Below are 22,041 nucleotides of genomic sequence, written 5' to 3' on the forward strand. Positions count from 1 at the left end.
GCGTCACCACCCGGTGGAGTCCGGGTCGGCGTGCAGGCCGTCGGCACCGGGGTCGTCGGCGCCCGCGTCGTGCTCGTCGTGCAGGTCGTGGTGGTCGTGCAGGGAGTCGAGGAAGTCGTCCCAGGCAGCGCCGGCGGGCTCGTCGGCGGTGGGCTCGGGGTCGTCCGCGTCGTCGTCGGCGGGGTCGTCATCGGCAGGCTGGTTCTCGTAGCCGCCCTCGTCGGTGCGCTCGGGTGGCTGCTCCTGCTGGGTGGGCTCGGTGGCCTGGCCGCCGCGGCCCTCGGCGTTCCAGGTGCCCTGCCCGGTGGGGTCGTGGTAGGCCGACTCGGCCACCCCGTCGTCGTCGAGGTCGAGCAGCGCGGTGTCGGCCACCCCGTCGCCGTCGGAGTCCCACATGGCGTCGTCGTAGCGGCCGTCTCCGTCGAAGTCGAGGGCCACGGCGTCGGCCGTGCCGTCACCGTCGACGTCGGCGTCCGCGGCCCCGTGATGCACGTTCGGGGCGCCCTGACCAGTGCCGAACCGGTACTCGATGTCCGCCATGAGGTCCTCTCGCGCGCCGCTCGACCGTGGGGGCCGTCCCCCGAACAGACGCCGTGAGGTGACCCCGCGTTCCCGGAACGGTTGCTAGATTTGAAGGCTCCGAGCGCAGGGAGGACCCATGGCCACGGATGCCCGCCTCGCCGCCGACCTGGCGACTACAGCCGGTGAATACCTGATGCGATTGCGTGACGACGGGGGGCCGGACCTGCGGCGTCGCGGCGACCTCGGGTCCAACGAGCTGATCCTGCGCAGGCTGGCCACCGAGCGCCCGGACGACCACGTGCTCTCCGAGGAGTCGGTGGACGACCCGTCGCGCACCGGCGCCGACCGGGTGTGGATCATCGACCCGCTCGACGGCACCCGCGAGTACGGCATCCCCGGCCGCCGGGACTGGGCCGTGCACGTGGCGCTGTGGCAGCGCGGCCTCGGCCTCACCGCGGGCGCGGTCGCCCAGCCCGCGCTCGGCGAGGTGCACGCCACCGACGCCCCGCCGCCGCTGGCGCCCTCCCCGGACCGCATCCGGGTGCTGGTGAGCGCGAGCAGGCCGCCGTCGTTCACCGAGCACGTGGCCGACGCCGTGGACGCCGAGGTGCTGACCATGGGGTCGGCCGGGGCCAAGGCCATGGCGGTGCTGCGCGGCGACGCCGACGCCTACCTGCACGCGGGCGGGCAGTACGAGTGGGACTCCGCGGCCCCGGTCGCGGTGGTGCAGGCGGCGGGCCTGCACGCCTCCCGGGTCGACGGGTCGCCGCTGCTGTACAACCAGCCGCACCCGTACCTGCCCGACCTGGTGATCTGCCGCCCGGAACTGGCCGCCAAGATCCTCGACGCGCTGCGCTCAGCGCTCGTCAAGGACTGACCGCAGCGTCCGCGCGGGGGCGTCCCCGTGCAGGCCAGAGTCCCCGACCGCGCGCAGCCACACCAGGGCGCGGGCGACTCGGGAGACCTTCAGCGCCAGGTCCGCGTCCCGCTCCAGCCGGGCGCGCGGCGCCAGGTCGGTGAACGCCTCCAGGTACGCCGCACGGGCCCGCCGCGGGTGGTCGGGCGCCAGGAACACCAGCGGCCAGAGCAGGCTGGCGAACGGGTGCGCGACGACGCTGTCGCCCCAGTCGTAGAAGGCTGGCCCGGCGGTGCCGTTGATGCCGTTGATGCCGTTGATGAAGTTGTTGTCGTGCAGGTCGTTGTGGTCCAGCGACGCGGGCACCGGGGAGTCGGCCAACTCCTCGCACCAGCGCGCGTAGGCGGGTTCGAGGGCGTCGAGCTCCGGCGTGGTGCCGATGCGCTCGCGCGCCTCGGCGAAACGGCGCGGCATCACCTCCGCGCGCATGTCCTCGACCCCCGTCGCCAGCAGCGCCCCCACGTGCGGGACGAGGGCCCGCTGGAGCTCGGCGTAGACGGGCAGCACCGCCGCGAGGTCCACCGGCCGCAGCGGTTCCGCGTGCGGGAGCAGCAGCAGCCCGCGCCCGCGGTCGACGGCCACGGGCAGCAGGACCCCGCCGGGGCGGACGCGCGCGAACACCTCGTACACGCCCGCCTCGAACGCCACCTGCGGCCGCATCACCTTGAGCCACAGCGGTTCCCCACGGGTGGGGACGCGATAGACGTCCGCCCACGGGCGGCTGCGGTGCAGCACCGGCGGCCCGGTCACCTCGTGGTCCGTGCCCGCCACCGCCGCCTCGACCCAGTCCTCGTGCACCGGCCCAGTCTCGCGCACCGGCCCCGCTCAGCCCCGCGGCAGCCGATCGGCGCGCGCCTCCAGCGCGTCCCGCGTCTGCCCCCGGTCCAGCGACGCCACGGCCGCCTCCGCCAGGAACGCCACGTGCCGCGCTGTCAGCTCGGGCCGCTCCAGGACGACGTCGACCCCGTGGTGTTCGAAGTGGACGATCGGCGGGAAGTGCTCCGCCGTCAGCACCCGGAAGCCCGGCTCGGCGGGGACGGTCGGCGGCACCAGCCGCACGGCGTCGAGGTGGTCCAGCAGGTGCGCCGCCTGCTCGCGCAGCACACCCTCCGGCACCAGAGGGTGCTCCAGCACCGCGGGGTGCAGGTAGTAGCGGGCGTCGGCGGGGGCGCCCGGAGCGGCCCCGAGCGCCGCCGCGTAGTCGGGTGTCCGCAGCGGCGGGGGCACGCTCGCAGCGGCGAACCAGGTGGCACCCCCGGTCACCGCCTCGACGTCGGCCAACGGCACGGCCGACTCGTCGGTCGCGATCCAGTCCACCTGCCCCGCCGTCGCCGCCCACCGGTAGAGCCCCGGCCGCCTGCCCGCCGGGATCTCCAACAGCGCGCACAACCCCCCGACCTCCAGCGGCGTCGGGCTGCGCCTGCCGGTCATCACCCGGTTCAGCATCGCCGCGCTCATCGACATCGCCTCGGCCAACGTCCGGGTCGTGTACCCCCGCGCCCGCCGCGCCCCGTCGAGCTCCCGGGCCAGCAGCAACCCGCGCAGGCTGCGCGCCCGCCCCCCGGCGCTCTCGTCTTCTTTCATCACTGGAAAGTCTTCCCCATCGGGTGAACAAGGTCCCGCCGCGAACAGGAAATGGCGGACCCGACCCCCCGGACCGCTACCGTGATCTGCGGGTGATCCGCACCTCCCCGCGGCACCACACGCACCATATTGTCTTTGCAGAAACCCTGCTCGAACCTGCAAGGGTGGAAAGGAATGGCGTGCCAGGCCAGAGGAAGACCCCGCAGGCGCGGGACAGGACGATCGGCGCCCAACTGCGCGCCGTGCGCACCGAGCAGACCACGCTGACCCTGGAGGCCGCCGCCACCGCCATCGGCTGGTCCGCCGCGACCCTCAGCCGCACCGAGAACGGCAAGCGCCACATCAGCAGCGAGGACGTCGCCGCCGTCCTCGCCGTCTACCGCGTCCCCACCCCCCAGCGCGACGAGCTGATCGAGAGCGCCAGGGCGGGCGCCCAAGCAGGCTGGTGGTCCCGCCCCCTCCCCGGCGTCCTCCCCGACGTCGGCACCCTGGCCAGCTACGAATCCACCGCGAACGCCCTGGTGAACTGGTCGATCGGGGTCGTCCCCGGCCTGCTCCAGACCGAGCGCTACGCGGCGGGCTTCATGCTGGCCGACGGCGCCGACCCGGCGGACGTGGAGACCCGCTGGATGGCCCGCCTCCGCCGTCAACAAGTGCTGCCCAAGCTGGAGTACACGGCGTACATCCACGAGAGCGCCCTGCGGACGCCCTTCGGCGGCCCGGAAGCGCTCCACGAGCAACTCGACCACCTGCTCACCGCGTCGACGCGCGGGCAGACGGTGTGGGTGGTGCGCGAACACCTCCCACACCGGGCGCTGCTCCACTCGTGGATGATGCTGCACTACCCCGAAGCCCCGCCGGTCCTGCACGTGGAGCTGTACCGAAGCGCCGTTTACCTGCACGACTCCGAGGTCGACGTCTACCGAGAAGTACTAGCCGAATTGGATGACGTCGCACTTTCACGGGAGGAAAGTCGCAGTACCATGAAGCGACTACAGGAAGGGTTGTGACCATGGAATGGCGTAAGTCCTCCCACTCCGGCAACGCAAGCGACTGTGTCGAACTCCGCCACGACCTCAAGGCCGTCCGCGACAGCAAGCACCCCAGCACGACACTGCCACTCCCCAAGCGGGCAGTCCGCGCCCTACTCGCTCACGTCACCTCCTGAGAAGCCGATGAACTGGCGAAAGTCCACCCACTCCGGCAACGCGGGCAACTGCGTCGAACTCCGCCACGACCTGAAAGCCGTTCGCGACAGCAAGCACCCCAGCACGACGCTGCCGCTCCCTGAGCGGGCAGTCCGCGCCCTGCTCACCCACCTGTCTGCCTGACGGGCCCGAACACAGCGCAAGACCCCGGACACCCAGTCCGGGGTCTTGCGTGCTGGACATGCCGACGAGGCGGTGATCTCAACGTCTATCTGGTTGAAGGTCCCGAAGGACAACACCCAGGACGCCCCCATGGCGCTGGGTCGACAGCCGGGAGGATGCGAAGGCGCTCAGTACCACGTCGCGCCGGGCCATCAGTTGTCGTAGGGAAACTCCTGATGCCAAGCACCGTCAAAGCTGATGAGGACCCTGTTGGACCAGTTCGACGCCAACCACAGATGGCTCACTCCGTGGGGAAGCCAGCCAGGTCCGGGAGGAAGGGCGCTTCCGGTCATGATCTCCATCATCACCGACTCGTCCATGTCGGTCTCATGCATGATCAAGAAGAGGTGGTGTTCGTCCGCCTCGGCTCGCACAAGCTTGGTGACGTGCTTCCGGAGGTTGGGGGACTCGAACATCGACACCAGAGCTTTCCCGAACCCTGCGAGCTGCTCGTCGACCATGCCGCCGATGCCGTTGTCCAGGACCGTCAGCCGTCGCAGCTTCTCGCCGTCCCACGCGGGGACGCCGGGATAGCCGTTGAAAGCTGCCGACGAGTCACGAACTACCCACTCCAAATCCGGGTCTACGGACTCGGAGTAACTCGCCTGCAAGTCTTCAGGCCGGGTCACTCCCTCCGCTTCACATAGGAGAATTACCTTCGCGTAGCACGAACGCAGACGCGGCATGTCGGTAAGCTCGCCGACGTTGATGGTCCAACACCACTTCCCCGGCAGCTTCCAGGTCCTGCGCGCGTCGAACAGCACTCGGTCGAACTGCAAAGCCGTGGGCACTGCCGCCGGCCTGGTGATCTCGAACGCGGCCTTGCGCCCGTCGTCGAAGTCCAAGAAGGCATCAACCACGCCCTGACGAGGCGGGACGTCCCAAGGCCGGGCCTTGCCACCAGTCACTCGCTCCGCGACGCGACATGCCATGCGCTCTTCCATCGAGAGCATGGCCAAGGGGTCCGCAGCGGCCTCTTCCATCAGGGAAGTGAAGCACTTCACAGCCCCGCACGTCTCGCCCATTAGCCGCTGCACGCCCGCGCAAAGCGCGGGCCGACCATGGTTCATGATCTTGGCCGACACCGGCACACCCGGCCTGACCAGGGGGAAGAGTGGGCCGCCTGGGGCTCGAACCCAGAACCTACGGATTAAAAGTCCGCAGCTCTACCAATTGAGCTAACGGCCCGGACCGCCGAGTGTAGCGGCAGGGGTGTCGGGGCTGGTGGGGTGCTGACCCGCGGGGGTGGGGCGCAGGGCGGCGAGGCGGGACTCGTAGTGGGCGATGGCGGTGAGCTTGAGGGATTCGTAGCCGCGGATGAGGTGGGGGAGGTCGGCGAGTTCGACGAGGGCGTCGTAGCGGGCGGTGCCGAGGGCGGGGAGGAGGTCGGTGATGAGGCGCTGGTAGTCGCGGATGAGGCGGCGTTCGGTGCGGCGGAGGTGGGTGGCGCCGAAGGGGTTGAGCCAGGGGTGGCGGCGGAGCCAGCGGAGGCGGTGGAGGGTGGTGAAGGCGGGGCGGGCGGTGCGGTGGAGGGTGATGGGGCGCATGCCGAGGGCGCGCAGGAGCGGGGGGTGGAGGCGGTAGCGGGTGCCCTCGGGGTAGCCCGCTGACAGGTGGAGGCGGGCGACCTCGTACTCGTCCTTGTAGGTCATCAGCTTGTGCAGGTTGACCTCGACGGCGCGGGTGAAGGCGCCGGTGGTGCCCGCGGCGTGTTCGGCGGCGCGGACGGTGGCGACGAAGTGCGCGTAGTGGTCTGCGAGGCGTTTGTCCTGGTAGGACTCCAGGTCGGCGCGGCGGTCGAAGGGGGTGTCCGCCTGGGCCGGGGGTGGGGGCCAGGCGGGGTCGAGGGCGAGGCGCCTGCCTGCGCGGAAGGCCTGGGTGGTGGTGGCGGTGTTGACGCCGTTGCGGTCGATCGCGGCCTCGATGGCGGCGGCGGAGGGGGGCAGCAGGCCGAGCTGGTAGGCGGCGCCGATGAGCAGGAAGTTGGCGCAGGAGGTGTCGGCGAACAGGCGCCTGCTCAGGGCTTGGGCGTCGAGGACGAGGGAGCGGGCGACCCGGGCGGCGATGGCCTGGGGAAGGTCGGCGGGGAAGGCCAGCGAGCTGTCGGTGATCATCGCGCCGGTGGGGACGGCGGCGGAGGACACCACGGCGGTGGTGCGGGGTGAGCAGGTGGACAGGGTGGGCTCGGCCGCGGCGGCCAGGGGGTCGAAGGCCAGGTAGGCGTCGGCGGCGCCCGCGGGGACCTGGCCCGCGCGGCCGGTGCCGATGCGCAGGTGGGAGACCACGGCGCCGGCCTTCTGCGACAGGCCGGTCTGGTCCAGCGCGCGCACGGACAGGCCGTCGAGCACCGCCGCGGTGGCGAGCACCTGGTTGGCCGTGACCACGCCCGTGCCGCCGATGCCCACCAGCACGACGTTCGCGCGGGCGGGGCGGACGGGCTCGGGCAGGTCGCCGATCTCCACCCGCTCGACCTCGGCGCGCTCGGCGGGCGGCACCAGCACGAAGGACGGGCAGTCGCCGGACAGGCAGGACAGGTCGTCGTTGCAGGAGCCCTCGTCGATGCGGGTCTTGCGGCCCAGCTCGGTCTCCACCGGCTCCAGGCTCAGGCAGTTGGACTTGCGGGCGCAGTCGCCGCAGCCCTCGCACACCCGCTCGTTGATGCGCACCACCGGGCGGCGCTCGGGCGAGCGCTTGCGCTTGCGGCGCAGCTCGGCGGCGCACTCCTGGTCGTAGAGCAGCACGGTGACGCCGGGGACCTCGCGCAGCTCGCGCTGCACCTCGTCGAGGTCGTCGCGGTGGCGGACGGTGACGCCCGGGGCCCAGGGCGCCGAACGCGGGTACCGGGTGGGGTCGTCGGTGACGACGACGGTGCGCACCACGCCCTCGGCGTGCAGCATGGCCGTGATCGCGGCCGGGGACACCGCGCCGTCGGCGGGCTGGCCGCCGGTCATCGCGACCGCGGAGTTGTGCAGGAGCTTGAAGGTGATGGTGGTGCCCGCCGCCACCGCCTGCCGCACGGCCAGGGCGCCGGAGTGGAAGAAGGTGCCGTCGCCCATGTTCTGGAACAGGTGCTCGACGTCGGTGAAGCGCTCGGCGCCCACCCACTGCGCGCCCTCGCCGCCCATCTGCGTGAAGCCCTCGCTGCGCCCGACCAGGGTGGTCATGGTGTGGCAGCCGATGCCCGCGCCCGCCAGCGACCCCTCCGGGACGACGGTGGAGCGGTTGTGCGGGCAGCCGGAGCAGAAGAACGGCGTGCGGGCCAGCGGCAGCGAGATCCGCGCGGGCTTGGGCAGGTCGACGTGCTCGGCGCCGACCCGCTCGGCCAGGAACGGGCCGAGTGCGGCGCGCAGCCGGTCGGCGTCGAGCGCGCCGTCCACCGGCACCAGGGCGCCCGCCGGGCCGCGCTTGCCCCACACCCGGGGCCGGTCGGGCAGGTCGTAGAGGGCCTCCTTGACCTGCGCCTCGACGAACCCGCGCTTGGCCTCGACCACCACCAGCTCCGGCAGCCCGGCGGCGAAGCGGCGCAGGCCCGCGGCGTCCAGCGGGTGCACCAGGCCCAGGCGCAGCACCCGCACGCCGCGGCGGTCGAGCTCCGGTCCGGTGAGGCCGAGCCGGTCGAGCGCGTCGCGCAGGCAGGCGTAGTCGTGGCCCGCGGCCACCAGCCCCAGGCGGGCGTCGGCGGCCCCGACGACCTGGTCGACGCCGTTGGCCGCGGCGAAGGCCACCGCGGCGGCGGGCCTGCCCTCCAGCACCTCCCGCTCCATGGCGCGCGCCCGGGGGATGTCGACGCCGGGGTGGCGGGTGGGCGCCCACGGCCTGCCGTCCCACTCGAACTCCGGGGTGACGACCTCGACCGGTTCGCCGAGCAGCACCGACTCGTAGGCGTCGGCGACGTCGGTGACCACGGTGAAGCCGGTCCACGAACCGCAGTAGCGGGACAGCTCGAAGCCGATGCGGCCCAGCCGCAGCACGTCCGCGACGTCGGCGGGGGCCAGCACCGGCAGGTAGCACTCGGCCAGGGCCTGCGCCGAGGCCGAGGGCAGCGACGACGACTTCGACGCCGGGTCGTCGCCCGCCACCGCGAGCACGCCGCCGCGCGGGGTGGTGCCCATCCAGGTGCCGTGCTTGATCGCGTCGGCGGAGCGGTCGACGCCGGGCGCCTTGCCGTACCAGAGGCCGAAGACGCCGTCGAAGCGCGGGCCGGGCAGCTGGGTGGCCAGCTGCGAGCCGTAGACCGCGGTCGCGCCCAGCTCCTCGTTCACCCCCGGCACGAAGTGCACGTCGTGCCTGCCGAAGACCGCCGCGCCGCGCTGGAGCAGCAGGTCGAGCCCGCCCAGCGGCGAGCCGCGGTAGCCGGAGACCAGGCCCGCGGTGCGCCACCCGCGGGCCCGGTCGGCGTGGTGCTGGTCGAGCAGCAGCCTGCCCAGGGCGGACACCCCGGACAGCGCCGCCGGGCCTTCGACGAGCAGCATGCGGTCCACCTCCGGGTCGGTGCCGCACCACCGAACCCGCTCGGCGCCCGATCGGCGCGCGCCACACCGGACACGACCGGGTGATGCCGCCCCCGGTTCACCCGGCCGGGTGTTCGCACAAAACGACCACGTGGTCGCTGCCGACCTTGTAGGTTGCCGCGCGAAGCCGGACAGGGGAGGGCGCCGTGCGGGACCTCATCGTCGCCGCGTTGAGCTTCCCGGCCGCGCTGTTCACGTTCCTGCTGGCCGTCGCCGTCGTCTTCTGGGTGCTGGTCGCGCTCGGACTGTCCGGGGTGGAAGCGCTGGACGGGGTGGACGGCACCGGCGGGGCCACCCTGGCGGGCCTGGGGCTCGGCGGCGTGCCGATCAGCGTGGCGCTGAGCCTGGTGGTGGCGCTGTCCTGGTCCGGCTGCCTGGCCGGGACGCTGCTGCTGCCGGTGGACGGGCTGTCCAGGGTGGCCGTGATCGGGCAGTCGTTCGCGGTGCTGCTGGCCGCCGTGCTCGTGGCCGTGCTGCTCACCCGGCTCGTCGTCGTCGCGTTGCGCCGGGTGTTCGCCGCCCCCGCCCCGCCCGCCCTGGCCAACTACGTCGGCCTGGTGTGCGTGGTGCGCACCGGCCGCGTGGACGGGTCGTTCGGCCAGGCCGAGGTCACCGCCCTCGACGGCTCGACCACCCTGGTGCAGGTGCGCCAGAGCGGGGCGGAGCCGCTGCGGGTGGGCAGCCGCGCGGTCGTGCACGGCTACGACCCGGACGGCGGCTTCTTCCGCGTCGCCCCCGTCGACCTGGACCGGCCCGCGCCCTGAGCCGCGGGCGCCCGGATCAGGCGCGCACCGGCTCGTCCCAGACGGCCTGGCGGTCGTAGAGCCAGCGCAGGTCCGGGTCGGGCATGAAGCGGAACACCAGCGGCAGCAGCACGCGCCCGACGGCGCCGATGCCCTTGGCGTCGCCGTTGCGCTTGCCCTGCTTCACCACGCGCTCGACCCGCCCGCGCCGCGCGGCCTCGTAGGCGGCGAAGGCCCGGTCCACCGGCAGGTCGCGCAGGCACCGGCCCAGCTCGACGGCGTCCTCCAGGGCCATCGACGCGCCCTGGCCGGCCGCCGGTGAGGTCGCGTGCGCGGCGTCGCCGATGATCAGCATCCGGTCGCGGTGCCAGACGGGGACGGTCGGGAAGTCGTAGGTGCTCCACGGCGCCATCAGCTCCGGCGAGCCCTCGATGAGCCCGCGCGCGAGGTCACCGTCCTCGGCGAACAGCTCGACGAGCCTGCCCCGCCACTGCTCGGGCGACACCGCCGCCAACTCCTCCCGCGACAGCTCCCGCTTCTGCGGAACGTTCGCGAACCACCACACCGTCCCGTCCGGGGCGGTGACGGCGCCCAGGAACGCGCGCCTGCCGAACACCATCTTGACCACACCCACCTCGGTGCCGAGGTCGACGCCGCGGGCGTACCCGCCGGTGTTGAGCAGCGGCACGTAGCGGGCCTCCGGCGCGCCGGGGTCGATCACCCGCCTCACCGTCGAGCGCAGCCCGTCCGCGCCGATGAGCAGGTCGGCGGTGGTGGTCGACCCGTCCTGGAAGCGGGCGCGCACGCTGCCCGCACCACCCTCGGCGCCGACGAGGCGCTGGCCGTAGCGCACCTCGATGCCCCGCCGCTGCGCCTCGTCGCGCAGCAGGACGTACAGGTCGACGCGGTTGAGCGTGATCGCCCGGCCGTGCTCGCCCTGCATGGCCATCTCCTTGAGGAAGCGGTCTTCCCCCAGGTAGAGGTGCATCTTGGGGGTCGGGAACCCCACTTCCCCCGCGTCCACCCCGAGCGCGGCCAGCGCGCTCACCCCGTTCGGCGCGAGGGTCAGGAACGCCCCGACACCCTCGGCAGTGCGGTCGTAGGCCTCGTGGATGGTCGGGGTGAACCCGGCCCGTTGCAGCGCCATGGCCGCCACCGGCCCCGCGATGCCACCGCCGATGATGGCTGCATGCTTGGTCATAGTATGACTATACATAATATGACCAAGCTGTCGAGGGGGTTACGGTGTGCCCGTGCCCGTCCGCCGCTCCCCCCTCGCCCTCGTCCTGCTCGTGCTGCTCACCGAAGCCCCGATGCACCCGTACCGGATGCGCGAGCTGATCAAGGAGCGGGCCAAGGACAAGATCGTCAACGTCACCCAGCGCAACAGCGTCTACCAGGCGATCGACCGGCTGACCCGGGACGGCCTCATCCAGGTCCACGAGGTCACCCGCGAGCCGGGCAGGCCGGAGCGCACGGTCTACGCGCTCACCGACCTCGGCGCCGAGACCGCCGTCTCCTGGCTGCGGGAGATGCTGTCCACCCCGTCCGCGGAGTACCCGGACATGCCCGCGGCGCTGTCGTCGATCCCGCTGCTGAGCCCCGAGGAGGTCGCCGCCTGCCTGGAGGCCCGGGTGCGGGCGCTGCGCGCGGAACTCGCGGAGCTGGAGGTGGAGGTCCCGCTGCCGCGGCTGTTCCTGCTGGAGGACGAGTACACCGCGGTGCTGCGGCGCGCCGAGGTCGGGTGGCTGGAGTCGGTGGTCGCGGACCTGCGCTCGGGGGAGCTGAGCTGGCCCGCCCAGTGGCCGCGGGGGTCAGCGGCCGACTGACTCCGCCAGGACGTCGTCGAGGTGGTGGGCCAACCGGGCGGCGTCGGCGGGGGAGTAGGTGGCCCGCAGCTCACCGTCGGTGTTGGGGCGGGACACGACGAGGTAGCGGCCCGCGGTGGTGTCGATCCAGCCGATCGTGCCCTTGTCCAGCTCGCGGCCGTGCCTGCCCTTGGCCGTGACGAGGAAGAACCCGCCGCCCGTGCGCGGTCGTTCGAGCATGGCCGTGGCGAGTCGGAACTGCGCGTCCGACCCCGACCGGGCCGGGCGCACCGCCTGGGTGAAGCCCTCCTGCTGGACCGGGGCGGGCCGCACGACCTGCACCGACTGGCCCGGACCGGGGCCCAGCGCGGGCAGCAGGCCCACCAGGGCGCGGCCCAGGCCCGAGGGGCTGACCAGCTCGAACTCGATCGTCTGGCCCTTCTGCACCGCCAGCACGCCGGTGGAGCCCGCGGCCGAGGCCCTGGCCTGCACCTCGCGGCCCGGCTCCAGGGTGCCCATCATCGCCACCGCGACGTCGTGGTCGCCGCCGGTGGCCGTCAGCGCCGCCACCACGTCGGCGTCCACGGTGTCGCCGACGAGCAGACCCCGGTTGTGCAGGTCGGTGAACACCGCCCGCGCGATGCGCGCGCGGTCCTCCTCGAACTGGCCGAAGCTGGGCACCTCGAACGGGTACAGCCTGCAGTTGACGCCCAGCAGCTGCGACAGCACGTCCACGGCGGCGAGCGACAGCGAGAACGACCGGGGCGGCATGGGCACAACCTACCGCCGACTACCCCCCGATGACCGGTGGTGCGGTCATCTCGTCGGTGCCGAACACCTCGTCCGGATCGGCCTCGACCAGGTACGACGGGCGGTCGTGCTCCTCGTCCTCCGAACCCTGGCCGCGGGCACCGCCGCCCACGCCACCGCCGAAGCCGCCCCCGCGACCACCGGCCGCCGCCGCGCCCGCGGCACCACCGCGCGCGCCCATGGCCTGCTCGGCCGCCAGCGCGCCCGCGCCCGCCGCCGCACCGCCCTTGCCGAGCCCACCGGCGCCCGCACCAGCACCGCCGCCCGCGCCTGAACCGGCACCAGCGCCGCCGCCTGAGCCTGAACCGAAACCGCCCGCGCCGCCGCCGAAGCCACCGCGGCCGCCGCCGAACCCGGCACCGCCGCGGCCGCTGCGCAGGGAGTCCTCACCGAGGCCGCTCATGGGGCCACCCGCGATCGGGGCCATGCCGCCGAAGCCCTGCCCGCCGCCGTGGCCCGCGTTGCCGCCGCCGCCGTTGTAGCCCGGGTTGTTGTAACCGGGGTAGTTCGAGCCGGAGCCGCCCGGGTTGTACTGGCCCGGCGTGGTCTGGCCGCCGCCCGGGATGGTCGGGATGCCCGGCGTGGTGGTGCCCCCACCGCCGCCGTTGTTGCCGCCGTTGCCGCCCCCGCCGGTGTTGCCGCCACCGCCGAAGGTGGGCGCGGTGGTGCCACCCCCGCCGCCGGGGTTCTGCTGGTAGCCACCGCCGGGGTTGGGGCCGCCGCCACCGGTGATCTCGGGCCCGCCGGTGCCGGGCTTCTGCACCGACCGCCCGTCGTCACCCCCGGTGCCGTCGTCGCCGCCCGCCCCCGACATCTGCGGCGGCGTGGAGAACGCGGGCATGGTCGAACTGCTGCCCAGCGCGCCGTCGTAGGTGCCCACGACCCGCGCGGCCTCCTCGTGCGCGGCCTGCGAGCGCTGGTACTGCTCCTGGTACATCGCGGCCTTGGTGACCAGCTGGAACGGGTCGGTGGTCGTCTGCAGGTCGCGGTTGGCCGCCCCCAGGTCGAACTCCACCGGGTCGGGCATCGAGTTCTTCGCCTCGGCCAGCGCGCTGGACTGGATCCCCGCCTGCGTCCCCGCCAGCTGCGCGCTCTGCCCCGCCTTGCCCACCCAGTTCGCCACGTCGGCCATGAACTGCCTGGCCTGGTCCCCCGCCTTGCCCTGCCAGTCCGCCTGGCTGCTGTTGATCGCCGACGCCACGTCCGACTGGAACGCCACCATCTGGTTCCCGGCCTCGACGTACATCTGCCCCATCTCCCCGACCTGGTCGGGGTCCACGTCCTCGGTCACCATCGGCTTGAGCGCCTTGTGGTCGTAGGACATGTAGTTCGTGCACGCCAGCCCGGGCCCCTGCCGCGTGTCCACCCCAGCCGCCAACGCCCGAGCCTGCGCCGACATCTCCTGGTTGTACTGCTCGTTGATGTCACCGTTGCGCGTGAACTTCGCGATCAACCGCTCGATGAAGTTCCCGTCCTCGCTGCGCTGGTCCACCTGCTGCTCAGCGTCATCCCGCACCTCCTGCGAGGTGTCCGACGTCCCCGCCGGATCGATGTAGAGCGGCGAGTTCGGGTCCTTCGTGGCGTCGTACCCAGGGCTGTTCGGGTCCGAACCCCCCCGCCCCTCCCCCGACGGCGGGTGGTACGCGGTCTGCACACTCCCAGGCCCAGCCATGCTCCCGACCCTCCCACTACGCGCACCAGCACCAGCTGCTCACACCGGGTCTCGACGGTACCAACCCGAACCGGCGTCCGTCTTGCTCTGACGGAGCTACCCACCCACCGGTTCCCGAGCAGTCGCCCTAGGGAAGCCGTGGCTCCACGAACCCGGCGGCTTCCTCGGCAGGCCCACACCGGCTCGCCGCCTCACCCCCGGTGACCACGACATCCACCCGCGCCTTCTCAGCTACCTCGATCGACACCACGCAAGCCACCCCACTCGGCCGAGTCGACCGCACCCCCTTGTGCGACCCGACCTCGATGTCCTGCTTGCCCGTGCCGTTGACGTCCGCGAGCCCCACCTTGCCCAGGACCTGCACAGAGAGCGTGTAGCTCGCCGCCGCGCTGCTCTTCTCGACCCGCCAGTCGCAGTGGCGGACCCCCGCCAACTCCTCGGCCTCCCCCTGGGCGGGCGCCCCCAGCCTGCTCAACTCGGAACTGGAGAGCAGCTCGCACGGATCGAGGTCATCCACCGAACCGCTGCCCCCGGGGGAGGTGGTCTCCTCTGACGAGGTGGAGTCCTGGCTTGACGAGGTCGTCGACTCCCCCCCTGGACTCGGCACAGGCGTTCCCGGTGTGCTCCCGGAGCAGCCGACGGCACCCAGCGCCAGAGCAGTGGACGTGCCGACGAGCAGCGCGAAGCGCTTCACAGTGATCATTCCAGCTTTCCGGTCAGACGAGCTTGCTCGCGTTGAGGTTGTCGACCTGCTGGTAGTTGGCCATGGCCTGGGTGATGCCCTCCTCCGCCTTGACCAACGACTCGCGGAAGGCGGTGAGCTGGGTGAGGAAGCCTTCGCCGTCGGACGCGACCGACTGCACGTAGGGACCCATCACCTGGGCACCGTTGCTCGACCCCAGCTGAGGCACCTGGGAGAGGATGTCGAGCCTGCCGATGTTCTTGTCCACCCACGTCATCATGGTGCGGATTGCGCTCAGCAAGGCGTCACCGCCGGATTGGCTGACGGCGAACTGGCCCGCGGCGGCGCTGCTGGCGAAATCGGCCATGGACTTGCCGATCGGGCCGAGGGGTGCGCCCGCGCCCTCATCGATGTACATGGCGGCCCCCTTGTCCTGGGTGTTGGCTCTGCTCGACGGTACCAACCCGCGGTAGTCGGTGTCGGGGTTCTGACGGGTTGCGGGGGCCAGGGGTTCCGCTCGTCAGCCTTGTCGAGGGATTGGTGGAACGCCCTCAAGTGGTGGCGGAGGAACAGGCGGCAACCCCCTGGCAGGACGACGGCGAAGAGCGGCAGACGAGAACGCGGTTCACGATACTTTCCACTGGTCAGGACTGCGGAAGCTGCGGCTCGATGAGCTTCGCCGCGGCCATGGCGGGCGCGCAGAGGTCCTGCTCGGCGTCGCCGGTGACCTGGGCGTCGACGCGGGAGTCGGCAGTGATGCCGAGGGAGACGGCGCAGCCGCCGGGGCCGCGCACGGCCTGGACCGCGTCGTGCGAGCCGATCTTGCTCTCGACCTTCTCGCCGCGGGCGACGATGTCAGCGAGCCCCTGCTTGTCGAGGATCGCGACGACGAGGGCATAGCTGGTTGCGAGGCTGTCCGTGCGCACCCGGTAGTAGCAGGCACGGGCCTGGCCGATCTGCCGGTCGTCGCCACCGTCGCTGATGCCCAGCTCAGAGCGAGCGCTGGCCGGGAGCAGGTCACATGCCTGCAGGTCGCTGGTCCCCCCACCCGACCCGTCACTGGTGGACGGCGCCCCGGTGGTCTGCCCAACCGACGTCGGTTCCGCGATGGCGGTCGAACGCCCCGGCAGCGCGCTGCCCTGCGTCTCCGATGAGCAAGCCGCGGCACCCACCAAGAGGGCGCAGAAGGCCGAGACGAGCACGATCAAGCGCTTCACGGTCTGGTCTACCGCTTTCGGTCAGGCGAGCTGGGTCGCTTTGGTCTGGTCGGCTATGCGGCGGATGCTCCTGTTCCGGACGACCGGTTGAGCCACCCGCTCAGGGCACCTGCGGCTCGATGGCCATGGCCAACTGGAGAGCAGGTCCGCACAGCTGGCCCCCGTCCCCTCCGACCGCCAGCACCTCGACCCGCGACTTCTCCGCCACCTCCATGGCGTAGGAGCACCCACCACCGCCGGAGCGGAGGGAGCGGACCGCCTTGTGCGAACCCACCGTCGTCTCCTGCTTGTCCTGTCCGACGACGTCGTCCAACCCAACCTTCGGGTACACGATGACAGCGATGGTGTAGCTCGAGGCGATGGTGCTCCCTTTGACCTGCCAGCTGCAGCCCCAAGAGCTCGGCGCCTTCTCGGCCTCACCGAACCCGGTCAACCCGAGCTCACCCTTGCCGGACTCCGGCACCAACTCGCACGGGTCGATCGAGGCCAGGGAGCCTCTCGACGAGGGCACGGTGGTCTCGTCCAGCTCGAATGCTGGGGTACGCGTCGTAGCAGTGGCGGTGTCCTCGCTGGGAAAAGCACGGCCGTCCGTGCCGGAGGAGCAAGCCACGGACCCCAACAGGAGCGCGCCGAGGAACGGCGACAGCACGGCAACGCGGTTCACGGTGTTCAAGCTGCTTTCATCAGGCGAGCCGGTTGGCGTTGCTCGCCAGCACGGGCGGTGTCTGGCAGGAGGTCGCAGGGTTGGACGGTGGCCAGCGGGGTGGCTGGGGCGGAGGTCGAGGTGGAGACCTGGGTGGGCCGAGCCAGGGGCTCACCGGGGATGCCGGTGGAGCACGCGGCCAGGGCGGTGGTGGCGGACAGCAGCAGTGCGCGCGTTGAGCCGCTGGGCTTCGAGCGCGTGAATCTCCCCCGGTTCACGTGGGGGAACGTACCAGGATGGCGAGACGGCCTCGGGCCCCCGCTGGGGGGCGGGGGCCCGAGGGGTGGTGCGGGGGTGGGATCAGCCGAAGCGGCCGGAGATGTAGTCCTCGGTGGCCTTCTGGCCGGGGTTGGAGAAGATCTTCTCGGTCTCGTCGATCTCGATGAGCTTGCCGGGTTGGCCGACGCCCGCGAGGTTGAAGAAGGCGGTCTGGTCGCTGACGCGGGCGGCCTGCTGCATGTTGTGGGTGACGATGACGATCGTGTAGTCCTTCTTGAGCTCGCCGATGAGGTCCTCGATGGCCAGGGTGGAGATGGGGTCGAGGGCCGAGCAGGGCTCGTCCATGAGCAGGACGTCGGGGCGCACGGCGATGGCGCGGGCGATGCAGAGGCGCTGCTGCTGGCCGCCGGAGAGGCCGCCGCCGGGGCGGGTGAGGCGGTCCTTGACCTCGGCCCAGAGGTTGGCGCCGCGCAGGGCCTGCTCGGCGACCTCGTCGAGGACGGCGCGGCGCTTCTCGCCCGCGAGCTTGAGGCCCGCCACCACGTTGTCGCGGATGGACATGGTGGGGAAGGGGTTGGGGCGCTGGAAGACCATGCCGATGGTGCGGCGGACCGAGACCGGGTCGACGGTGCCGGCGTAGATGTCCTCGCCGTCGAGCAGGACCTGGCCCTCGGCGCGGGCGCCGGGGATGACCTCGTGCATGCGGTTGAGGGAGCGCAGCACGGTGGACTTGCCGCAGCCGGACGGGCCGATGAAGGCGGTGACGCTGTGCGGCGGCACGGCCAGCGAGACCTCGTCGACGGCGTGGAACTTGCCGTAGTAGAGGTTCAGGTTCTCGACGTCGATGCGCTTGGCCATGGTCCTCTACTTCGCCTTCAGGGAGGTCAGCTTGGAGATCAGCGATCCGAGCAGGTTGAACAGGGTGATGATGAGGATCAGGGTGACCGCCGCACCCCAGACCCTGGCCTCGCCCGCGGCGGTGGGGGTGAGCCGCTCGGAGGACATCAGCAGCGGCAGCGAGGCCATGTTGCCGTCGAACGGGTCGAAGTTGATGTAGGTGGTGTAGCCCACCAGGATCAGCACCGGGGCGGTCTCGCCCATGACGCGGGCGATGGCCAGCGAGATGCCGGTGATGATGCCCGACAGCGCGGTCGGCACGACGATCTTGACGATCGTCTTCCACTTGGGGATGCCCAGGGCGTAGGCGGCCTCGCGCAGCTCGTCCGGGACGATCTTGAGCAGCTCCTCGGTGGTGCGCACCACGACCGGGATCATCAGCAGCACCAGGGCCAGCGACACCGCGAAGGCGCTGCGCGGCAGGCCCAGGGTGGTCACCCACAGGGCGTAGATGAACAGCGCGGCCACGATCGAGGGCACGCCGGAGAGGATGTCGACGGTGAAGGTCACCGCCGAGGCCAGCCGCTTGCCCTTGCCGTACTCGACCAGGTAGATGGCCACCAGGATCGCGATCGGCACGGCGATCACCGCGCACACCAGGCCCTGCAGCAGGGTGCCGATGATCGCGTGGTAGACCCCGCCGCCGAACTGGCGCGAGGTCAGCCCGGCCAGGGAGTTGGTCCACCAGGTCGAGCTGAACACGTGCTCGGCGCCGCGGGCCAGGACCGTGATCAGCACCCAGACCAGCGGGATGACCGCGACCGCGAAGGCCACCCACACCAGGGTGGAGGCCAGCCGGTCGCGGAACCGGCGGCCGCCGGAGATCTGCTGGAACGTCGGCCCCATGGCCGGGCGGTCCAGGTCGACTGCGGTGCTCACTCGTACTCCTTGCGGCCTGCGACGATGGACCGGGCGGCGGCGTTGACCAGGAAGGTCAGCACGAACAGCACCAGGCCCGCGGCGATGTAGGCGCCCGCCCCGCGCGGGTCGTTGAACTCCGCGGCGGCGCGGGCGATCTTCGAGGCGATCGTGTCGCCGCCGTCGAAGAGGCTGAAGCCGAAGGCGTCGTTGGTCGAGGCCAGGATGATCAGGACCGCGATGGTCTCGCCGAGCGCGCGGCCCAGGCCCAGCATCGAGGCGCTGATGTACCCGGCGCGGCCGAAGGGCAGCACCGTGGTGCGCACGACCTCCCACTTGGTGGCCCCGAGCGCCAGCGCGCCCTCGACCTGCATGCGCGGGGTGCGCTCGAAGACCTCGCGGGAGATCGCGGTGATGATCGGCAGCAGCATCACCGCCAGGACGATGCCCGCGGTGAAGATGGTCTGGCCGATGGCCAGGTTCGACGACCCGGTGGCGAAGATCGGCAGCCAGCCCAGGGCGCTGTTGAGGAACTCGCTGACCGGCGCCAGGGCCGGGGCGAGCTCGTAGAGGCCCCAGAGGCCGAAGATGATCGAGGGCACCGCGGCCAGCAGGTCCACCAGGTAGGCGAACGGCCTGGCCAGCGGGCGGGGGGCGTACTGGGTGAGGAACAGCGCGATGCCCAGCGAGATCGGCATCGCGATGATCAGCGCGAAGATCGAGCTGAACACCGTCACCAGCAGCAGGTCGAGCACGCCGAAGGCCAGCGCGGCCGGGTCGGCGTTCCACTCCCGGCTGAACAGGAAGTTGGCCTGGTTGTCCACCAGCGAGGGGATCGCCTGGATCAGCAGGAAGACGCCGATCAGGGCGATCATCACGACGATCAGGGCGCCGGAGCCGACGGTCAGCGCCTTGAAGATCCGGTCACCCGGGCGGGTGACGACCTTCCGCTGGGCCGGGGGCGCGCCCTGGTCCGGTGGTGCAGGGGGCATGGTGGTCTCCGGTGCGGTGTCAGCCGAGCCCCGCGACCCGGTCTCCCGGGTCGCGGGGCGTCCGACCTTGGCGTAGTCGCTCATTCGCGTGCTGCGCTCAGTGTCTGCCTGGTGCTCGCGTCAGGCGATCGCGCCGATGGCGGTCAGCAGCTTCGACTGGAACTCGTTGGGCAGCGGGACGTAGCCCGCGTCCGCCAGCGAGGCCTGGCCGTCGGTGGCCGCGACCGTCAGGAACGCCTTGACGGCCTTGGCGGTGTCGGCGTCGTAGCCCTTCGAGCAGACGATCTCGTAGGTGGCCAGCACCAGCGGGTAGGCGCCCGCGGTGTTGGACGCGTAGAGGGCGTCGAGGTCGAGGACGAGGTCGTTGCCCTGGCCCTTGACCTTGGCCGAGGCGATGGCCTTGGCGGCCGACTCGGCGCTCAGCTCGACCGCGCCGGAGCCCGAGTCGATCTTGGCGGTGGACAGCTTCTTGTCCTGGGCGTAGGACCACTCGACGTAGCCGATCGCGCCGTCACCGGCGGAGATGGCGTCGGCGACGCCCGCCGAGCCCTGGGCGCCCTGGCCGACGCCGCCGTTGAACTTCTTGCCCGCGTCCTTGGTCCAGGCGCCCTTCGAGGAGGCCTTGAGGTACTTCTGGAAGTTGTCGGTGGTGCCCGACTCGTCGCCGCGGTAGACCACGGTGATGGCCTTGTCCGGCAGGGTGGCGCCGGAGTTGGCCGAGGCGATCGCGGCGTCGTTCCACTTGGTGACCTGGCCGGAGAAGATCTTGGCGGTCAGCTCCGGGGTCAGGGTCAGCGCCGGGGCGCCGTCGAGCTTGTAGGCGATGGCGACCGGGCCGAACACCAGCGGCAGGTTCCAGGCCGGGTTGCCCTGGCAGCGCTTGGCCGCCGCGTCGACCTCGCCCTTGTCCTTGTTCAGCGCCGAGTCCGAGCCGCCGAAGTCGACGATGCCCGCGTTGAACTGCTTCACGCCCGCACCGGAGCCGGTGGGGTTGTAGGAGAGCTGCTGCCCGGAGCACTTCTGCCCGTACGCGGCGATGAAGGTCTCCATTGCGCCCTTCTGCGCGCTGGAGCCCTCCGCGGTCAGGGCCTTCTTGCCGCCGCACTCGACAGCGGCGGTAGCGGTGGGCGCCGGGGCACCGGTGTTGCCAGAACCGGTGGCCGTGTTGTTGTCGCTGCCGCACGCGGTGAGCACGAGGGCACCGGCGGCCACGAACCCGAGGACCGACGCGGTCCGCTTGGTCTTCACATTTCCTCCAGACAGAGGTGTTCACATCCCGCGGCGCGACTCCCTGCCCGCCGTCTCGCCGCGACGCTAAGCAGTGTCGGTGGACGGGTTCCTCAGAGGAGGTGAACGCAGAGTGAACAAGGCCGCGGATACCGCCTCCGGTGCGCGATCGAGGCCGTCCCGTGACCCGCGCGTGCGCGTTCGGTGACGACTCGGCCGCCCGTCGTTAAGCGCTAGGCCCACTGCACGTCTGCGGCCGAACGGGCGAACCCCAACCGGGTGTAGACGGCCACCGCCGGGTGGTTGTCGGACTCGACGTACAGCAGCACCGACGGCCGCCCCGCGGCCTCCAGGTGGTGCAGCCCGACCAGGGTGAGCGCCTTGCCGAGACCCCCGCCCTGCGCCGCCGGGTCGACCCCCACCACGTACACCTCGCCCTCGCCGTCGGGGTGCACCTTCGTCCAGTGGAACCCGAGCACCCGGTCGCGGGCGTCGACGGCGAGGAAGAAGCCCGCCGGGTCGAACCAGGGCTCACCCTCCGTGGCCACGAGGTCGGTCACGGTGAGTGCACCCTGCTCGGGGTGCCAGTCGAAGGCGGCCTTGTTGACGGCGATGACGGCGTCCTCGTCGCGGCCGGGCTCGAAGGTCCGCGCGGTGACGCCCTCGGGCCAGGCGGGCTCGGGGAGGTCGCCCGCGCCGAGCGCCCGCCGCATGACCAGCAGCTCGCGCACCTTCGCCAGCCCGAGCCCGGCGGCGATGGCGGCGGCGCCGGGGTGGTCGCCGTGCGACCAGAAGCGCGCCCCCGGGGCGGCGCGGTCGAGGACGGCCCTGGCGATGGCGGTGCCGATGCCGCGGCGGCGGTGGTCGGGGTGGACGAACAGCTCGACGACCTGGCGCCCGAACGCGTCGCCCGCGGTGTCGAGGTGCGCGTAGGCGACCGGGGTGCCGTCGAGGTCGGCGGTGAGGTGCTCGCCGCCGCGGAACCCACCCGGCAGGTCGTCGCCCAGCTCGGGCCTGCCGTCGGCGGCCGCGACGGCGCGCAGCAGCGGGAGGGTGGTCTCGGGTGCCTCGGCTGCCCAGGTCAGGGTCGTCACGCCCGCGAGGGTACCGGCGCGGCGACCGTCCGGAGAGGACGCGGGCGCGCGGGGCGGGGTAGCGCTGGGGGCGGGCCGACGGGCGGTCCGCTCCTGGGGTCGAGCACCGGCGGGGGAGCTGCCGCACGGCACCCGGGTGCGGGGACGGGCGGCAGCTGCCTCCAGTGGCGTGGCCCCAGCACGTCAGGAGCTCGCGCACCTGCGCCCGCCCGAGTT

At 72.2% G+C, this 22,041-nt stretch carries 23 protein-coding genes and 1 tRNA gene; 6 read left to right on the plus strand and 18 right to left on the minus strand.

Going from position 1 to position 22,041, the window contains the following annotated elements:
* Positions 1-3: 3 nt before the first annotated feature.
* Positions 4-540 carry a hypothetical protein gene (locus tag BJP25_RS25565; RefSeq protein WP_075977502.1) on the minus strand — a complete coding sequence of 179 codons (537 nt, stop codon included), beginning with the start codon at positions 538-540 and terminating at the stop codon, positions 4-6.
* 118 nt (positions 541-658) lie between these two features.
* Here BJP25_RS25565 and BJP25_RS25570 point away from each other — a divergent pair, with 118 nt between their 5' ends.
* Positions 659-1,399, plus strand: a complete 741-nt coding sequence (locus BJP25_RS25570) for a 3'(2'),5'-bisphosphate nucleotidase CysQ (RefSeq protein ID WP_075977503.1) — start codon at positions 659-661, stop codon at positions 1,397-1,399.
* Here the strand turns inward: BJP25_RS25570 and BJP25_RS25575 are convergent.
* Positions 1,379-2,236 carry a phosphotransferase gene (locus BJP25_RS25575; RefSeq protein WP_075977504.1) on the minus strand — a complete coding sequence of 286 codons (858 nt, stop codon included), beginning with the start codon at positions 2,234-2,236 and terminating at the stop codon, positions 1,379-1,381. The genes BJP25_RS25570 and BJP25_RS25575 overlap by 21 nt on opposite strands.
* Positions 2,237-2,263: 27 nt before the next feature.
* Complete coding sequence (locus tag BJP25_RS34375) at positions 2,264-3,022, minus strand: helix-turn-helix domain-containing protein (RefSeq protein WP_075977505.1); 759 nt, start codon at positions 3,020-3,022, stop codon at positions 2,264-2,266.
* 179 nt (positions 3,023-3,201) lie between these two features.
* On the opposite strand from BJP25_RS34375, the gene BJP25_RS34380 reads away from it, so the two are divergent.
* Genes BJP25_RS34380 through BJP25_RS25595 form a run of 3 tightly spaced genes read left to right on the plus strand, consistent with a single transcriptional unit; the run spans position 3,202 to position 4,353 of the window.
* Positions 3,202-4,032 (plus strand): helix-turn-helix domain-containing protein, encoded by an 831-nt coding sequence (locus tag BJP25_RS34380; protein ID WP_075977506.1) that lies wholly within the window; start codon positions 3,202-3,204, stop codon positions 4,030-4,032.
* Between the two features lie 2 nt (positions 4,033-4,034).
* Positions 4,035-4,190 carry a DUF397 domain-containing protein gene (locus BJP25_RS25590; protein ID WP_143219332.1) on the plus strand — a complete coding sequence of 52 codons (156 nt, stop codon included), beginning with the start codon at positions 4,035-4,037 and terminating at the stop codon, positions 4,188-4,190.
* Positions 4,191-4,197: 7 nt separating this feature from the next.
* Positions 4,198-4,353: a DUF397 domain-containing protein gene (locus BJP25_RS25595; protein WP_084794510.1), complete on the plus strand. Its 156-nt coding sequence runs from the start codon at positions 4,198-4,200 to the stop codon at positions 4,351-4,353.
* 191 nt (positions 4,354-4,544) lie between these two features.
* Here BJP25_RS25595 and BJP25_RS25600 read toward each other — a convergent pair whose 3' ends face one another.
* From BJP25_RS25600 to BJP25_RS25610, 3 genes are all read right to left on the minus strand, one after another.
* A complete protein-coding gene (locus tag BJP25_RS25600; protein WP_075977507.1) occupies positions 4,545-5,477 on the minus strand; it encodes a hypothetical protein in 933 nt (310 codons plus the stop codon).
* A gap of 30 nt (positions 5,478-5,507) precedes the next feature.
* A tRNA-Lys gene (locus tag BJP25_RS25605) sits at positions 5,508-5,580 on the minus strand.
* Positions 5,571-8,864 carry an indolepyruvate ferredoxin oxidoreductase family protein gene (locus tag BJP25_RS25610; protein WP_075977508.1) on the minus strand — a complete coding sequence of 1,098 codons (3,294 nt, stop codon included), beginning with the start codon at positions 8,862-8,864 and terminating at the stop codon, positions 5,571-5,573. Before BJP25_RS25610 ends, BJP25_RS25605 begins: the two co-directional genes overlap by 10 nt.
* Before the next feature lie 185 nt (positions 8,865-9,049).
* Between BJP25_RS25610 and BJP25_RS25615 the strand changes: the two genes are divergently transcribed.
* Positions 9,050-9,667 (plus strand): hypothetical protein, encoded by a 618-nt coding sequence (locus BJP25_RS25615; protein WP_075977509.1) that lies wholly within the window; start codon positions 9,050-9,052, stop codon positions 9,665-9,667.
* Positions 9,668-9,683: 16 nt separating this feature from the next.
* On the opposite strand, the gene BJP25_RS25620 is transcribed toward BJP25_RS25615, so the two are convergent.
* Entirely contained in the window at positions 9,684-10,847 is a 1,164-nt protein-coding gene (locus BJP25_RS25620) for an FAD-dependent oxidoreductase (RefSeq protein ID WP_075977510.1), read from the minus strand.
* Positions 10,848-10,899: 52 nt separating this feature from the next.
* Between BJP25_RS25620 and BJP25_RS25625 the strand changes: the two genes are divergently transcribed.
* Positions 10,900-11,475 carry a helix-turn-helix transcriptional regulator gene (locus BJP25_RS25625; RefSeq protein ID WP_075977847.1) on the plus strand — a complete coding sequence of 192 codons (576 nt, stop codon included), beginning with the start codon at positions 10,900-10,902 and terminating at the stop codon, positions 11,473-11,475.
* Here BJP25_RS25625 and BJP25_RS25630 read toward each other — a convergent pair.
* From BJP25_RS25630 to mshD, 11 genes are all read right to left on the minus strand, one after another.
* Positions 11,461-12,225 carry an ESX secretion-associated protein EspG gene (locus tag BJP25_RS25630; protein WP_075977511.1) on the minus strand — a complete coding sequence of 255 codons (765 nt, stop codon included), beginning with the start codon at positions 12,223-12,225 and terminating at the stop codon, positions 11,461-11,463. The two genes, BJP25_RS25625 and BJP25_RS25630, sit on opposite strands and share 15 nt — an antisense overlap.
* A 19-nt stretch (positions 12,226-12,244) precedes the next feature.
* The gene (locus tag BJP25_RS34385; protein WP_158075720.1) at positions 12,245-13,780 is read right to left on the minus strand and encodes a PPE domain-containing protein; all 1,536 of its coding nucleotides are present in this window, start codon (positions 13,778-13,780) and stop codon (positions 12,245-12,247) included.
* A 283-nt stretch (positions 13,781-14,063) separates the two neighbouring features.
* The gene (locus tag BJP25_RS25640; RefSeq protein ID WP_075977513.1) at positions 14,064-14,639 is read right to left on the minus strand and encodes a DUF3558 family protein; all 576 of its coding nucleotides are present in this window, start codon (positions 14,637-14,639) and stop codon (positions 14,064-14,066) included.
* Positions 14,640-14,652: 13 nt separating this feature from the next.
* Complete coding sequence (locus tag BJP25_RS25645; protein WP_075977514.1) at positions 14,653-15,036, minus strand: hypothetical protein; 384 nt, start codon at positions 15,034-15,036, stop codon at positions 14,653-14,655.
* 226 nt (positions 15,037-15,262) lie between these two features.
* Positions 15,263-15,820: a DUF3558 family protein gene (locus tag BJP25_RS25650; protein WP_233158284.1), complete on the minus strand. Its 558-nt coding sequence runs from the start codon at positions 15,818-15,820 to the stop codon at positions 15,263-15,265.
* Positions 15,821-15,935: 115 nt separating this feature from the next.
* Complete coding sequence (locus tag BJP25_RS25655; protein ID WP_332888645.1) at positions 15,936-16,499, minus strand: DUF3558 domain-containing protein; 564 nt, start codon at positions 16,497-16,499, stop codon at positions 15,936-15,938.
* A gap of 339 nt (positions 16,500-16,838) precedes the next feature.
* The gene (pstB, locus tag BJP25_RS25660; protein ID WP_075977517.1) at positions 16,839-17,615 is read right to left on the minus strand and encodes a phosphate ABC transporter ATP-binding protein PstB; all 777 of its coding nucleotides are present in this window, start codon (positions 17,613-17,615) and stop codon (positions 16,839-16,841) included.
* A 6-nt stretch (positions 17,616-17,621) separates the two neighbouring features.
* Entirely contained in the window at positions 17,622-18,500 is an 879-nt protein-coding gene (gene pstA, locus BJP25_RS25665) for a phosphate ABC transporter permease PstA (protein ID WP_075977848.1), read from the minus strand.
* A 29-nt stretch (positions 18,501-18,529) separates the two neighbouring features.
* Positions 18,530-19,504, minus strand: a complete 975-nt coding sequence (gene pstC / locus BJP25_RS25670; RefSeq protein ID WP_233158251.1) for a phosphate ABC transporter permease subunit PstC — start codon at positions 19,502-19,504, stop codon at positions 18,530-18,532.
* A 120-nt stretch (positions 19,505-19,624) separates the two neighbouring features.
* On the minus strand, positions 19,625-20,752 hold the full coding sequence (gene pstS / locus BJP25_RS25675) for a phosphate ABC transporter substrate-binding protein PstS (RefSeq protein ID WP_075977519.1): 1,128 nt from the start codon (positions 20,750-20,752) through the stop codon (positions 19,625-19,627).
* A gap of 212 nt (positions 20,753-20,964) precedes the next feature.
* Positions 20,965-21,825 carry a mycothiol synthase gene (gene mshD, locus BJP25_RS25680; protein ID WP_075977520.1) on the minus strand — a complete coding sequence of 287 codons (861 nt, stop codon included), beginning with the start codon at positions 21,823-21,825 and terminating at the stop codon, positions 20,965-20,967.
* Positions 21,826-22,041 lie beyond the last annotated feature (216 nt).

This window comes from Actinokineospora bangkokensis, assembly GCF_001940455.1.
In the GTDB taxonomy this organism is placed as follows: Bacteria; Actinomycetota; Actinomycetes; order Mycobacteriales; family Pseudonocardiaceae; genus Actinokineospora; species Actinokineospora bangkokensis.